11 protein-coding genes are annotated in these 13696 nt (G+C 63.1%); 5 read left to right on the forward strand and 6 right to left on the reverse strand.

From position 1 onward, the window contains the following. Nucleotides 1–52: 52 nt before the first annotated feature. Complete coding sequence (gene osmF, locus WA950_RS22000; protein WP_424553875.1) at nucleotides 53–964, reverse strand: glycine betaine ABC transporter substrate-binding protein OsmF; 912 nt, start codon at nucleotides 962–964, stop codon at nucleotides 53–55. A gap of 437 nt (nucleotides 965–1401) precedes the next feature. On the opposite strand from osmF, the gene WA950_RS22005 reads away from it, so the two are divergent. Further along, nucleotides 1402–4065 carry a bifunctional diguanylate cyclase/phosphodiesterase gene (locus tag WA950_RS22005; RefSeq protein ID WP_424553876.1) on the forward strand — a complete coding sequence of 888 codons (2664 nt, stop codon included), beginning with the start codon at nucleotides 1402–1404 and terminating at the stop codon, nucleotides 4063–4065. On the opposite strand, the gene WA950_RS22010 is transcribed toward WA950_RS22005, so the two are convergent. From WA950_RS22010 to WA950_RS22030, 5 genes are read right to left on the reverse strand one after another with little or no spacing between them, the layout of a single operon-like run. Continuing rightward, the gene (locus WA950_RS22010; protein ID WP_424553877.1) at nucleotides 4043–5182 is read right to left on the reverse strand and encodes a gluconeogenesis factor YvcK family protein; all 1140 of its coding nucleotides are present in this window, start codon (nucleotides 5180–5182) and stop codon (nucleotides 4043–4045) included. The genes WA950_RS22005 and WA950_RS22010 overlap by 23 nt on opposite strands. 22 nt (nucleotides 5183–5204) lie before the next feature. After that, nucleotides 5205–6848 carry an ABC transporter ATP-binding protein gene (locus WA950_RS22015; RefSeq protein ID WP_424553878.1) on the reverse strand — a complete coding sequence of 548 codons (1644 nt, stop codon included), beginning with the start codon at nucleotides 6846–6848 and terminating at the stop codon, nucleotides 5205–5207. Beyond that, nucleotides 6823–7953: an ABC transporter permease gene (locus WA950_RS22020; RefSeq protein WP_424553879.1), complete on the reverse strand. Its 1131-nt coding sequence runs from the start codon at nucleotides 7951–7953 to the stop codon at nucleotides 6823–6825. Before WA950_RS22020 ends, WA950_RS22015 begins: the two co-directional genes overlap by 26 nt. Further along, the gene (gene oppB / locus WA950_RS22025) at nucleotides 7946–8869 is read right to left on the reverse strand and encodes an oligopeptide ABC transporter permease OppB (RefSeq protein ID WP_424553880.1); all 924 of its coding nucleotides are present in this window, start codon (nucleotides 8867–8869) and stop codon (nucleotides 7946–7948) included. Before oppB ends, WA950_RS22020 begins: the two co-directional genes overlap by 8 nt. Nucleotides 8870–8925: 56 nt before the next feature. Next, entirely contained in the window at nucleotides 8926–10521 is a 1596-nt protein-coding gene (locus WA950_RS22030; protein WP_424553881.1) for a peptide ABC transporter substrate-binding protein, read from the reverse strand. Between the two features lie 275 nt (nucleotides 10522–10796). Here WA950_RS22030 and WA950_RS22035 point away from each other — a divergent pair, with 275 nt between their 5' ends. From WA950_RS22035 to WA950_RS22050, 4 genes are all read left to right on the forward strand, one after another. Beyond that, nucleotides 10797–11570 carry an amino acid ABC transporter substrate-binding protein gene (locus tag WA950_RS22035; RefSeq protein ID WP_424553882.1) on the forward strand — a complete coding sequence of 258 codons (774 nt, stop codon included), beginning with the start codon at nucleotides 10797–10799 and terminating at the stop codon, nucleotides 11568–11570. Nucleotides 11571–11674: 104 nt separating this feature from the next. After that, the gene (locus WA950_RS22040) at nucleotides 11675–12355 is read left to right on the forward strand and encodes an amino acid ABC transporter permease (protein WP_424553883.1); all 681 of its coding nucleotides are present in this window, start codon (nucleotides 11675–11677) and stop codon (nucleotides 12353–12355) included. After that, the gene (locus WA950_RS22045) at nucleotides 12352–13113 is read left to right on the forward strand and encodes an amino acid ABC transporter ATP-binding protein (protein ID WP_424553884.1); all 762 of its coding nucleotides are present in this window, start codon (nucleotides 12352–12354) and stop codon (nucleotides 13111–13113) included. Before WA950_RS22040 ends, WA950_RS22045 begins: the two co-directional genes overlap by 4 nt. A 135-nt stretch (nucleotides 13114–13248) precedes the next feature. After that, on the forward strand, nucleotides 13249–13692 hold the full coding sequence (locus tag WA950_RS22050; RefSeq protein WP_424553885.1) for a helix-turn-helix domain-containing protein: 444 nt from the start codon (nucleotides 13249–13251) through the stop codon (nucleotides 13690–13692). Nucleotides 13693–13696: the final 4 nt, after the last annotated feature.

Here is a 13696-nt window from a genome sequence, read left to right on the forward strand (position 1 = left end):
ACGCCTTTCGGGCGAGACGTCCTTCGCCGCAGGGGCGAAGGACGAACGCGGCTTACTTGATGAAGCCGTTTTTCTTGAGGAAGTCCTCGGCAACGGCCTTGGCCGGCTCGCCGCCGACCTGGACGCGGCCGTTGAGATCCTGCAGCGTCACGAGATCGAGCTTTTCGAAGACGGGCTTCAGGATTTCCTCGATCTGCGGATTGGCCTTGAGCACCTCTTCGCGGATGATCGGCGCCGGCTGGTAGACAGGCTGCACGCCCTTGTCGTCCTCCAGGACGACGAGGCCAGACGGCGCGATGCCGCCATCCGTGCCATAGACCATGGCGGCATTGGCGCCGTTCGTCTGGTTGGCGGCGGCGGCAATCGTCGCGGCCGTATCACCGCCCGAAAGCGTGATGAGCTGTTCCGGCTTCAGCGTGAAGCTGTAGGTCGTCTGGAAGGCCGGGAGTGCGGCAGCCGAATTCACGAATTCGGAGGAAGCAGCAAGCACCACCTGACCGCCACCGGCGACATATTTGCCGAAGTCCGACAGCGTGACGAGCTTGTTCGGCTCGGCGACGTCCTTGCGCAGCGCGATCGCCCAGGTGTTGTTGGCCGGCGACGGCGTCAGCCACACGAGCTTGTTGGCGTCGAAGTCGAGCGTCTTGGCAAGCTCATAGGCCTTGGTCGCATCCTTCCAGGCCGGATCATCGGCCTTCTCGAAGAAGAAGGCGGAATTGCCGGTATATTCAGGGTAGATGTCGATCTCGCCGGCGATGATCGCCTGACGGACAACCGGCGTTGCACCGAGCTGCACACGGTCCGTCGTCTCAATGCCATTGGCATTCAGCACGGCGAGGATGACATTGCCGAGAACTCCGCCTTCGGTGTCGATCTTCGACGAGACGACGACCTGGGCCTGGGCGGCACCGGCGGCGATGCCGAGGGCCAGAGCTGCTCCGAGAAATTTGACGACTGGGCGCATGAGATGACCTTTCATTGTGCGGGAACCCTGGCGGCATTTTCACCACGTTTGGGAAAGCCCGTCCGGGCAAAGCATTCCATATATTGCAGAAAATCGCAAAAATCAGACTGCGCAGGCGGCACAAGGCATGACGTTTGTTGCCGCCTTCAAAGCGCTTTCGAGATTGGGCGAAGACGGGGGCTTTTGCAATAGAAACGCGTTGCGATTGCAGGGTGCATCCCACACTCTCGGAAAGGCCCGCCTCAACTTGCTGCACGCCGACAAAGATGGTGGCCGCCAGCACCTGTGCCGCCCATCCGCATCGGGTTGGGAGGAAACCCGAACGAGCCGCAGCGGGAAGCCTCCGCAACCGTCAGTAAATATTAAGTTGCATCTGGCATCCTCCCCCGATGAGCAGCCCCGGCAAAGGGCGACCACACTGAGACGAACGGAACACGATGAACGACCCGCATGCTCCATCATCCGTCCGGGGGCTGGGATACTATATCCCCGCCATCGTCGTCGCCTTTGCCGTCCTGGTCGCCGCCCTCCTCGCCGATGCGCAGAAGCGCCGGCTCGAGGAAGAGTATCTCCGTTCCTTCACCACCGAACAGCTCGGATTGCTGCGCTCGCGCCTCGAGGGCAATATCCTCGGCAATGTCAAACTCGTACAGGGCCTCGTCGCTACGCTCTCGACCGAGCCGCGAATGCCCCCCGCCCGCTTTGCCGATCTCGCCAGCCGTATCTTTGACGAGGACAACGAACTGCGCAGCCTCGCCATTGCGCCGGATTTCGTCGTTTCCCTCGTCTATCCGCTGACAGGCAACGAACGTAGCCTCGGCCTCGACTACCGCACGAACGAGAAGCAACGCGCCGCCGCATTGGAGGTGAAGCAACAAAACAAGCTGATCGTGACGGGACCCGTCGATCTCGTGCAGGGCGGCCGCGGCCTGATTGCCCGCTATCCGATCCGTGCCGGCGCGGACAATGCCTTCTTCGGCGTCGCCTCCGCCGTGATCGACCTCGACAGACTGCTCGCCAACAGCGGCTTCAAGAACGATCTGAAAATCGCCGTTACGCTTTCGAGCCGAGCGCATGACGGCGGCGACGCCAGGACCTTCTTCAGCACCACCGCTGCTGTCGACATCGAACCGGTTGTGATGACCATCGATATCGGCCACGAGGTCTGGACCATGTCGGGCGCGCCGCTGAAAGGCTGGTTCCAGTCCTCGGCCGAACTCGGCTTTTTCCGTAGCGCCCTTGCGCTGCTTGCCATCGTCATCGTCGCACCGATGTTCTGGGTCGGCTACCTGATGAAGGATCGCCAGCGACATATCGCGGCGCTGCAGGACCGGGAAGAGCGGCTCGAAACCGTCTCGCAGCGTCTCCAGCTCGCGCTCGATGCCTCCAGGGTCGGCGTCTGGGAATACGATACCGAAACGACGGTGCTTTCCTGGGATGTCCGCATGCGCGCACTCTACGGCGTGCCGCCGACGCAGCAGGTCTGCGGCTATGAAGACTGGCGCAACGCACTTCACCCGGACGATCTGAAGGAGGCCGAACGCGCCTTCGCCACCGCCATCGAAACGGAACAACCCTATATCACCGGCTTCCGCGTGCTGCGGCAGGACGGCGGGATACGTCACATTCGCGCGCACGGCACGACCTATCGCGTCTCTTCCGGCGCAAAACGCATCGTCGGCGCCAATTGGGACGTGACGGAAGACACACAGCTGCAGGCCGAACTGCTTGCAGCCAAGCTGACGGCCGAGGCGCAGAACCGCGCGCTGGAGGAAGCCCGCCGCGTGATGGAGCACAATTCCCTGCACGACGCCCTGACCGGACTGCCGAACCGTCGCTTCCTCGACCAGCAGCTTGCCCTTGCCAGTGACAGCGAGCGTCCGCTGACGCTGCTCCATATCGATCTCGATCGCTTCAAGGACATCAACGACACGCTCGGCCATTCCGCCGGCGACGAGGTGCTGAAACAGGCGGCCACAGTGCTGCGCACGCAAGTTCCCGCCGAGGATTTCATTGCCCGCATCGGCGGTGACGAGTTCGTGCTTCTGTCACACCGCGACCCCGCCACAGCCGATTTCCCAACCCTTTCTGTCCGGCTCATCGAGGCCATCAGCGAGCCGATGGCGATCGAGGCCCATGACTGCCGCATCGGCGCAAGCATCGGCCTTGCCACGCGCTGCGACGCGGAGGAGTCCGCCGAGCAGCTCCTCGTCAATGCCGATATCGCGCTGTACGAGGCCAAGCGCCGCGGCCGCAATCGCATGGAGACCTTCAACGACGAACTGCGCCTTCGCACGGTAGAGATCAAGCGCCTCAGCGACGATATCCTGCGCGGCCTCGAACGGGGAGAATTCCGCCCCTTCTTCCAGCCGCAATTCGACGCGGAAACCCTGGAGATCGTCGGCGTCGAGGCCCTTGCCCGCTGGGAACACCCGACCCGTGGCTTCATTCCGCCGGACGTCTTCCTGCCGGTTGCCGAGAGCCTCAACGTCGTCGCGCAGATCGACGAGACGATCCTCGACCAGGCGTTGTTCCAGAGGATACGCTGGGAAAGCCAGGGGCTCGGCATCCCGCGCGTCTCGGTCAACGTCTCCAGCCAGCGCCTGCACGACGAACACCTCATCGAGAAACTGAAGGGGCTGAACATCCGGCCCGGCGCGCTGACCTTCGAACTGCTGGAATCGATCTCCTTCGATACGGCGGATGACGGACGGAAGCAGGCGATCGAAGATATCAAGGCGCTCGGCATCGAGATCGAGATCGACGATTTCGGCAGCGGCCACGCCTCCATCGTCAGCCTGCTCGAACTGTCGCCGAAGCGGCTGAAGATCGATCGTCGGCTGATATTGCCCCTGCTGGAATCGACCGCGCAGCAGAGCCTCGTCCATTCGATCATCGATATCGGCAAGGTGCGCGGCATCGAGACGGTCGCCGAAGGCGTCGAGACGCTGGCGCATGCCGATCTGCTGCGCCGTCTCGGCTGCCATGTCCTGCAGGGTTACGCCTTCGCACGGCCGATGGCGGCCGACGATTTCCTCGTCTTCGTCAAAGCGCGCGCATGGATGCCGTTGGCGGAACCTACGACGGCAAGAGCGAACTGAGCACGTCGGCGACGGCCCGGCCATCGTGGTGGCCGCGCTGCCAGGGATCCTCGAATTCGCCGATCACCGCCTCGGCGCTGATCCGTGCGCAAACCTCCTCCAGCGCCCCATTGCCGAGATAGGCGAAGGCGCCAACGGTCTTCTCGAAGGGCAGGAGTTGGTGGTTGGCCAGCACATGGGTGAAGGGCCGCACCTCCGATCCGCCGCGCGCTTGCCACAACCCGGCGGCAATCTCCAGCATGCGCGCCACGTCCAGCCCCCGCGTCTCGCGGCATTGCAGGATATTGCCGATGAAGATGCGGCGGGCGAACACATTGCGCGCGATCGCCGGCACGATGCCATCGACGAGGAAATGCGGCAGGACGCTGGTGAAGAAACTGCCCGGCCCGAAGACGATGGCGTCGGCGCTCTCCAGGCTTTCGATGACCGCCTCGTTCGCCGCCACCGGCTCCCCGCGCGCCGAAAGGGCGATCTCGCGAATGCCGATCCTGCCCGGCCCGTCACCAAGCGCCGTCACCCGGTGCTGGCCCGCAACAACAGCGCCATCGTTCAGGACGGCCGAGAGGTCGATGCCGTCGGCCGTCGTCGACGGCCAGACATGGCCGGCCACATCGCAGAGCTTGCGGAAGACGAAGATGGCCGTGTTGATATCGCAATTGTGGGCGAGATGCGCGCCGGTGAGGATGAAATTGCCGATGCTGCCGTTGCGAAAATCGAAGTCCGCCGCAATCCCCGCCCGGAAGGTGCGCAGGTAATTGAGGATCGCACCGCGCAGGCCCGGTTCCATACGCTCCAGAAGCGGATGGCGACCTTCGGCATAGAGCGCGAATTCCGTTTGCGCGTCGGCCGCCGTGCCGCTGGTGAGGCGCGCATTGCACACTTTCACCACGTCGCCCGCCCGGCCCTCGCCATGCGCCATGGTCATCAGCGCCTGGCGGATGTCGCCGACGGCGAGCACGCCGAGGCTTTCGCGGATCACCTTCGAGCTGCCGCCGCTGTCCCATGCCGGCACGATGCGCGTCAGCCGCACCGGCTTTGCGCATAGCGCCAGATTGATCGAACGGCAGGCCGTGCCGCCCGAGAAAAGTACGATATGCGGCAAACGACCCTCGGCCATCCGTCCCCCTGCTATCCGTGGTTCACGGCGCGATATTGTAGGCCGCGCCGATCAAGGTCTTGGTATAGGCCTCCCGCGGCGCGCTGAAAATGGCATCCGTCGGCCCTTCCTCGACGATTTTGCCGTCTTTCATCACCACCACATAGTCGGACATGGCGCGCACCACCGACAGATCATGGCTGATGAAGACGTAAGACAACCCGTAGCGGGACTGGAGATCGCGCAGAAGCTCGATCACCTGGCCCTGTACGGAACGGTCGAGCGCCGATGTCGGCTCGTCGAGGATAACGGCCTGCGGTTTCAGGATCATCGCGCGTGCGATCGCGATGCGCTGGCGCTGGCCGCCGGAGAACTCGTGCGGATAGCGGTTGCGCGCCGCCGGATCCAGCCCGACGTCCTTCAGCGCCTCGATCGCCCGCTTGTCGCGCTCGCTGCGCGACAATTGCGGCTCGTGGACATAAAGCCCCTCGGTGATGATCTCGCCCACCGTCTGGCGCGGCGAGAGCGACCCGTAGGGATCCTGGAAGACGACCTGCAAGCTGCGCCGGAGCGGGCGCATGTCAGTCCGGTCGAAGCCGGAAATGTCCGTCTTGCCGAAACGATAGGCGCCCTCGCTGGAGATGAGGCGCAGCAGCGCCCGGCCGAGCGTCGACTTGCCCGACCCCGATTCCCCCACGATACCGATCGTCTGGCCCTCGCGCAGGCTGATGCTGACATTGTCGACGGCGCGGAAAGTCGAGGCCCGCCTGCTGAGAAGGCCGCCATCGATCCTGTAGTCCACGACGACATTGCGTCCTTCGAGGATGATCGGCGCATCGTCCGCCGGTTCGGCCTTGCGGCCGTGCGGCTCGGCCTCGATCAGCATGCGGGTATAATCGGCCTTGGGGCTTGCGAAGATCTCGGCCGTCGCGCCCTGTTCCACCACCTCGCCGCGCCGCATGACGACAACCTGCCCGGCAAAATGCCGGACGATGCCGAGATCATGCGTGATGAGCACGATCGCCATGTCGAAGCGTTTCTGCAGGTCGGCCAGAAGCTTGAGGATCTGCGCCTGGATCGTCACGTCGAGCGCCGTCGTCGGCTCATCGGCGATCAGGATGTCCGGCTCGTTGGCAAGCGCCATGGCGATCATGACGCGCTGGCGCTGGCCGCCGGACATTTCGTGCGGATAGCTGCCGATGCGCCGTTCCGGATCGGGAATGCCGACGAGATTGAGCAGTTCCAGCACGCGCGGACGGGCAGCCTTCTGCGTTCCACCGCGGTGATGCACGATCACCTCGGCGATCTGCTTGCCGATCGGGTAGAGCGGATCGAGCGAGGTCATCGGCTCCTGGAAGATCATGGTGATCTTCGCGCCGCGGATCTCGTTGAGCGCCTTGGGCGCAAGCCCGACCATCTCCTGCCCGCGATATTTCGCCGAGCCCGTGACGACGCCGTTGGCGGCAAGCAGGCCCATGATGCCCATCATGGTCTGGCTCTTGCCGGAACCGGATTCGCCGACGACGGCAAGCGTCTCGCCGGGGCGGACATCGAGGTCGATGCCCTTGACCGCATTCACCGCCCCGTCCGGCGTCGTGAAGGAGACCTTCAGGTCCCGCACGGCGAGGATCGGATCCATGGTTTTCAAGGTGTCCGCCATGTCAGCGATCCTTCGGGTCGAATGCATCGCGCAGGCCGTCGCCGACAAAATTCAGCGAGAACAGCGTGACGACGAAGAAGATGGCGGGAAAAATCAGCAGCCACGGCGCCGACTGGATGTTGTTGGCGCCTTCCGCGATCAGCGATCCCCAGCTCGTCAGGGGCGCCTGCACGCCGAGGCCGAGGAAGGAAAGGAAGCTTTCAAGCAGAATCACCTTCGGCACGATGACCGTGACGAAGATGACGACCGCGCCGATCGTGTTGGGAATGACGTGCCGGCGGATGATCTGCCAGTCCGTGAGGCCCAGCGCCTCGGCCGCACCGATGAATTCGCGTCGCTTGAGGGACAGGGTCTGGCCGCGCACGATGCGGGCCATGTCGAGCCACTCCACCGCCCCGATGACTATGAAGATCAGCACGAAACTTCTGCCGAAGAAGACAACAAGCACCACGACGAGGAAAACGAAGGGCAGCGAGTAAAGGATTTCGACGAAGCGCATCATCACATTGTCGATGCGCCCTCCCATATAGCCCGAGATCGCGCCATAGACGACGCCGATGCCGAGCGAAACGAGACTGGCAAGGACGCCGACGGCGATGGAGATCTGTCCGCCGAGCATGACGCGCGCCATGAGATCGCGGCCGTTCGTATCGGTGCCGAAAAGGAAATACTCCCGGTCGACGATGCCGGTGAGCGTGAGCTTGCGGCCCTCGTCCTCGGTCGAAACGACCACGGTCTTGTCGAATTCGTTGGCCCGGTCGAAATAGCGTGTCGTGCGCGGATCGATCGGGTCCTTCGCCGTGACGATGGCGGTGAAGGCCTCCCCTTCGACGGAAAAGGAATGCAGTTCGACGCGCGCCCGTCCCGCGACACCCTTCATCGCATCCTCCAGTGCATCGGCGCCCGGCCGCGGCTCAAGGCTCGGCGGGCTGGTCACGTAGGAGGAAAAGACCTGATCATAGGCATGGCTGATGAAGAACGGGCCGAAAAAGGAAAAGCACGCGATCAGCACCAGCATCACGCTGCCCGCCATAGCGGGGCGGTTGCGGCGGAAGCGCAGGACGGCGAGCTGGAAGAGGCTGCGCCCCTTCACCTCACCCTGTGGAGTGGAAGCAGCCACGGTATCAGTCATGGCGAACCCTCGGATCGAGCAGGCCATAGAGAATGTCGACCAGCAGATTGAACACGATGACGAAGATGGCGATCAGCACGACCGTGCCCATGACGAGCGTATAGTCGCGATTGATCGCGCCGAGCACGAAGTAACGCCCGACGCCGGGAATGGTGAAGATCGTCTCGACCACGGCCGAACCGGTCAGCAGCGCCGCCGCGCAGGGCGCAAGATAGGAGACGATGGGCAGCATCGCGCCGCGCATGGCGTGCACCACCACCACCGACTTTGCCGGCAGGCCATAGGCGCGCGCCGTGCGGATATGGTCGGTGCGCAGCGCCTCGATCATCGAGCCGCGGGTGAGGCGCGCGAAGACGGCAAGCTGCGGCAGGGCGAGCGCAATCGTCGGCAGGACGAGGAAGCGCAGTGATCCGTCACCCCAGCCCCCGGCCGGCAGCCAGGCCAGCACGATGGCGAAGATCAGCGTCAGCACCGGACCGACGACGAAATTCGGCACCGTGACGCCGATGGTCGCGACCGACATGACCGCGAAATCGAGCATGCTGTTCTGGCGCAAGGCCGCGAAGGTGCCGATGATGACGCCGCCGACCAGCGCAAGCAGCAGCGCGTAGAAGCCGAGTTCGACCGAATAGGGCAGGCCCTTGCCGATCAGTTCGGCAACCGAGTTGTCCTTGTAGACGTAGCTCGGCCCGAAATCGCCGGTGACGGCATTGCCTATATAGGTGAGATATTGTCGCCAGAGCGGCTGATCGAGCTGGTAGGCCCGCATCAGGTTTTCCATCGTGGCGGGCGGAAGGGGACGTTCGAGGTTGAACGGCCCGCCGGGCGCAAAGCGCATGAGAAAGAACGAGATGGTGACGACGATGAATAGCGTCGGCACGGCGCTGGCAAGGCGCCGCAGAACGAAAGAAAACATGACCGGGACTCCTGAGCAACGGTGCGCGGCCTAGAAGGCCACGCACCGGCAGCGGATCATTCAGAAACGCTGAGGAAGCGGCTCAGGTGCTGGTTGGCGGCATTGTCTTGCCACCCCTGAACCTTGCTGGAGACAAGCCACAGATCGGCCTGCGTCAGGAACGGTGCGACCGGCTGTTCCTTCATCAGCACCGCCTCCGCTTCGTGCAGAACCTTGGCGCGCGCCGCCGGATCACGTTCTTCATACGACTTCTTCATGAGCGCGTCGTATTCGTCGTTCTTGAACTGGCCGTAGTTGAAGGTCTTGTTGCCGCTCGTGCTGAGCGCCAGGAAGTTTTCCGCATCCGCATAGTCGGCGACCCAGCCGGCACGCGCGACGTTGAACTTGCCGCCTTCCTGCAGGTAGGCGTAGTGCGAGGAGACGTCGAGGTTGACCATCGAAACCTCGGCGCCGAAGGTGTTCTTCCACATGTCGGCCACCGCCGTCGCCACGCGCTCGTGGTTCGGGTTGGTGTTGTAGCGGATCTCGATCTTCAGCGGCTTGCCGCCCTCGCCATAACCGGCTTCCTTCATCAGTGCGAGCGCCTTGTCTTCGCGGTCGAGCTGGGAGAGAGCGCCGAAATCGGCCATCGCCGGCTCGTAGCCCTGCATGCCCGGAGGCACCATGGAATAGGCCGGAAGCTGCGAACCGGAGTAGATTTCCTTGGCGAGGAAGTCGCGATCGACAGCCATGGAGAGCGCCTGACGCACGCGCACGTCGCTATAGGGCTCCTGGCGGGTATCGAAGGCATAGTAGTAGGTCGCGAGCGTCGGAGAAACGTGGACCTGCTCGCCATAGCTCGTCTTCAGGCGACCGATCTGGTCGGCCGAGAAATTGTAGACGAGGTCCATTTCCTTCGCCTCGAAACGGCGGACGGACGCGGCCTGATCATCGATCGGGTAGAAGATCACCTTGTCGAGCTTGACGTTGGCGGCATCCCAGTATTCCGCATTCTTCTCGACGACGAGATTGTCGTTCGGAACGTGGCTGACGAGCTTGAACGCGCCGTTCGAAACCATCGTGCCTGGCTTGACGAAATCGGCACCGTTCTTCTCGACGCTCGCCTTGGAGACCGGCAGCGCCGTCTGGTGCGCGAGCAGTTCGAGGAAGAACGGCGTCGGGCGTTCCAGCGTCACTTCCAGCGTCTTGGCGTCGACGGCCTTGAGACCGAGCTGATCGAGGCCGACCTCGCCCTTGTTGGCCTTCTCGGCGTTCTTGATCGGATAGAGGATGTTGGCGTAACCGGCCGCGGTCTTCGGGTCTTCCACGCGGGAGAAGGAGAAGACGAAGTCTTCCGCGGTCACGGGCGAGCCGTCGGACCATTTGGCGTTTTCGCGGAGCTTGAACGTATAGACCGTGCCGTCATCCGAAACAGTCCAGCTCTCGGCCGCGCCGGGAACGATCTTGCCGGCGGCGTCATAGATCGTCAGGCCCTCATAGAGGTCCTTCAGGATGAACTCTTCGATGTTGATGGACGTGTGTGCCTGGTCGAGGGTCTGCGGTTCGCCGGCATTGCCGCGGTGAAGCACCGCTTCGGCGAGCGCCGGGCTTGCCCCCAGCAGGATCGCACCGGCCAGAAGTGCTGCACGAAAGCCAATCAGTCTGTTTGCCATTTTTTTCCTCCCCGTTGTTTTTCTGGGTACCCATCAATTGTCCGTGTTTCGGCGCTTGGCAAGACCCTAAAAACAGGAAACGCACAGCGATAACTCAACCTGAGAATGTCCTGCCGGGCCGGTTGAAGCCTGTCCTCCGGTGCCTATCTTGAAGCAATGAATGAGAAAAATATTTGCGTTTTCCCGAACAAATCGCAGTTTTCTGCCCATCGTTCTGCAGGGATTTCTGCGATTGATCGCCCATCGAACAGTTGAGCCAGAAACGGAGTCCAAAGATGAACTGGTTGAAGACCCTCGCCGCCGCTGCGGCTGTCCAGGTTGCCGTCTTCGCCCCGGCCCTTGCCGGCGAAAACCTCGCCGCCGTCCAGTCGGCCGGCGCGCTGAAAATCGGCACCGAAGGCACCTACGCGCCCTTCACGTTCCACGACACCAGCGGCAAGCTTGTCGGCTTCGACGTCGAGATCGGCGAAGCGATCGCAAACAAGCTTGGCGTCAAGGCCGAGTTCCTCGAAGGCAAGTGGGACGGCCTGATCGCCGGCCTCGACGCCAAGCGCTATGACGCCGTGATCAACCAGGTGGGCATCACCGAGGCGCGCAAGCAGAAATACGATTTCTCCGAACCCTACATCGCTTCGAAGGCCGTTCTGATCGTGCGCGCCGACGACGACAGCATCAAGGGCTTCGCCGACCTCAAGGGCAAGAAATCCGCCCAGTCGCTGACCAGCAACTTCGGCAAGTTGGCCCAGGAGGCCGGTGCAGAGCTGGTCGGCACCGATGGCTTCGACCAGTCGATCCAGCTCGTCCTGACCGGTCGCGCCGACGCCACGATCAACGACAGCCTGTCCTTCCTCGATTTCAAGAAGCACAAGCCCGACGCCAATGTGAAGATCGCAGCCGAACAGGACGCCGCCGAATATTCCGGCGTCATCATCCGCAAGGGTGAGCCGGAACTGCTGGAAGCGATCAACAAGGCGCTGACCGAGATCAAGGCCGACGGCACCTACCAGGCGATTTCGGACAAGTATTTCGGCCAGGACGTTTCCAAGTAAGTCCTGCAAGGACCGCTTCGCGGCGGCCCTTTCCTCGAATATAGATAGTTCACCAGCTGGCCGGGGATCACCTCCGGCCAGCCGCATTTCGGAGGATGATCCCCGTGCCGCCGTGGCTTCAACTGATGCTGGATTCACTTGCCCCCCTGCTTTGGGCGGCGCTCGTCTTCACCATTCCGCTTACCCTCGCCTCTTTCGTGCTCGGCCTTGCGCTCGGTCTCGTTACCGCCGTCACGCGGCTGTTCGGCCCGCGGCCCCTCTCCGACATCGCGCGCTTCTACGTCTGGGTGATCCGCGGCACACCGCTTCTGGTGCAGCTCTTCGTCATCTTCTACGGCCTGCCGAGCCTTGGCATCCTGCTCGATGCATTCCCGGCCGCCCTCATCGGCTTCACGCTCAATGTCGGGGCCTATACGTCGGAGATCATCCGCGCCGTCATTTCCTCCGTGCCGCGCGGCCAGTGGGAAGCGGCCTACTCGATCGGCATGAGCTGGTCGCAGGCCATGCGCCGCACCATCCTGCCGCAGGCGGCGCGCGTTGCCGTACCGCCCTTGTCCAACACCTTTATCTCGCTGGTGAAGGACACCTCGCTCGCCGCCGCCGTTACGGTGCCGGAACTGTTCCAGACCGCACAGCGCATCGTTGCGACGACCTATGAGCCGCTGATCCTCTATATCGAGGCCGCACTGATCTATCTTGCGCTCAGTTCCGTGCTTTCGTCCCTGCAGGTACGGCTTGAAAAGCGCTTCGCCCGCTATGGCGGCTTCCTGGAGGCCCGCACATGATCGAACTTTCGCATATTGAAAAGCGCTTCGGCGACAATCACGTCCTTCGCGATATCAGCCTGCAGCTTGCCGAAGGAACGGTGACGGCGCTGGTCGGCCCCTCCGGCGGCGGCAAGAGCACCCTGCTTCGCTGCATCAACCTGCTGGAAACGCCGACCTCCGGCTCGATCCGGCTCGGCGAGGAGGCGATCGAATTTGCACCGGGCCGCAAGGTCGGGTGGCCGGCGATCCAGAAGCTGCGCCGCCAGACCGGCATGGTGTTCCAGAATTTCCAGCTCTTCCCGCACCAGACGGCGATCGCCAATGTCATGGAAGGGCTCGTGACGGTCCTCAAATGGCCGGCCGACAAGGCGCGCGCCCGTGCCCTCGAGCTGCTGGAAAAGGTCGGCATGGCGCACAAGGCGGAAGCCTGGCCGGCGACGCTTTCGGGCGGCCAGCAGCAGCGCGTCGCCATCGCCCGCGCCCTTGCCCCGTCGCCGCGCGTCCTGCTCTGCGACGAACCAACCTCGGCGCTCGACCCGGAGCTTGCCGAGGAAGTGGTCGAAGTCTTGAGCCGGCTTGCCCGCGAAGGCACGACGATGGTGATCGCGACGCACGACCTGCGTCTTGCCTCGCGCGTCGCCGATACCGTCGTTTTCCTGGATGGCGGGGTGATCGTCGAACAGGGCCCGCCCCGCACCATTTTTTCGACGCCGGAGCGAGAACGCACCAAAAAATTCATCGCCTCGCTCAGCGCACCGCAGAGCTACGACATCTAGAATACACGTCGCCTCACGTTACGGTAGGGATGAAATCCGGTTCCCGACAGTTGCATCGGGGCGTCGATTCAAGCAAAATGACGGCATACTCGTATCTCGCCATGCCCCGGCATGTCCTAAAGGGGAGAAAGTCTCATGAACAAGAAAACACCGAATCCGATCGACGTTTTCGTCGGCTCCCGCGTCCGCTTGCGCAGGTTGATGGTCGGCATGAGCCAGGAAGCGCTTGCCGACCGGCTGGGTGTTACCTTTCAGCAGGTCCAGAAATACGAGAAGGGCACCAACCGCATCAGCGCCAGCCGCCTCCAGGCGATTTCAGACGTCTTCCGCGTGCCGCCGAGCTTCTTCTTCCAGGACGATGAAAATGCCGGCCCGAACGCGGGTGTCGGCCATGAAACCGGCGACGTGTCCACCTTCGTTTCCTCCAAGGAGGGTCTCGACCTCAACCGCGCCTTCCTGAAAATCGAGGATACCGGCGTGCGCAAGTCGATCATCGCCCTGGCGACCGCACTCTCCAAGGCGAGCGTCGGCGAGCATGCAAACGAGCGCGCGGACAGCGTACCGGAACTGCGGATCTGATTGC

Source organism: Shinella sp. (assembly GCF_049651085.1).
Lineage (GTDB): Bacteria > Pseudomonadota > Alphaproteobacteria > Rhizobiales > Rhizobiaceae > Shinella.

What these genes read in the sequence shown, in the direction of transcription:
- oppB (WP_424553880.1), bottom strand. Translation starts at nt 8,869, where the DNA reads ATGTTTTCTTTCGTTCTGCGGCGCCTTGCCAGCGCCGTGCCGACGCTA.
- WA950_RS22030 (WP_424553881.1), bottom strand. Translation starts at nt 10,521, where the DNA reads ATGGCAAACAGACTGATTGGCTTTCGTGCAGCACTTCTGGCCGGTGCG.
- WA950_RS22050 (WP_424553885.1), top strand. Translation starts at nt 13,249, where the DNA reads ATGAACAAGAAAACACCGAATCCGATCGACGTTTTCGTCGGCTCCCGC.
- WA950_RS22020 (WP_424553879.1), bottom strand. Translation starts at nt 7,953, where the DNA reads ATGACTGATACCGTGGCTGCTTCCACTCCACAGGGTGAGGTGAAGGGG.
- WA950_RS22045 (WP_424553884.1), top strand. Translation starts at nt 12,352, where the DNA reads ATGATCGAACTTTCGCATATTGAAAAGCGCTTCGGCGACAATCACGTC.
- WA950_RS22035 (WP_424553882.1), top strand. Translation starts at nt 10,797, where the DNA reads ATGAACTGGTTGAAGACCCTCGCCGCCGCTGCGGCTGTCCAGGTTGCC.
- WA950_RS22005 (WP_424553876.1), top strand. Translation starts at nt 1,402, where the DNA reads ATGAACGACCCGCATGCTCCATCATCCGTCCGGGGGCTGGGATACTAT.
- osmF (WP_424553875.1), bottom strand. Translation starts at nt 964, where the DNA reads ATGCGCCCAGTCGTCAAATTTCTCGGAGCAGCTCTGGCCCTCGGCATC.
- WA950_RS22015 (WP_424553878.1), bottom strand. Translation starts at nt 6,848, where the DNA reads ATGCATTCGACCCGAAGGATCGCTGACATGGCGGACACCTTGAAAACC.
- WA950_RS22010 (WP_424553877.1), bottom strand. Translation starts at nt 5,182, where the DNA reads ATGGCCGAGGGTCGTTTGCCGCATATCGTACTTTTCTCGGGCGGCACG.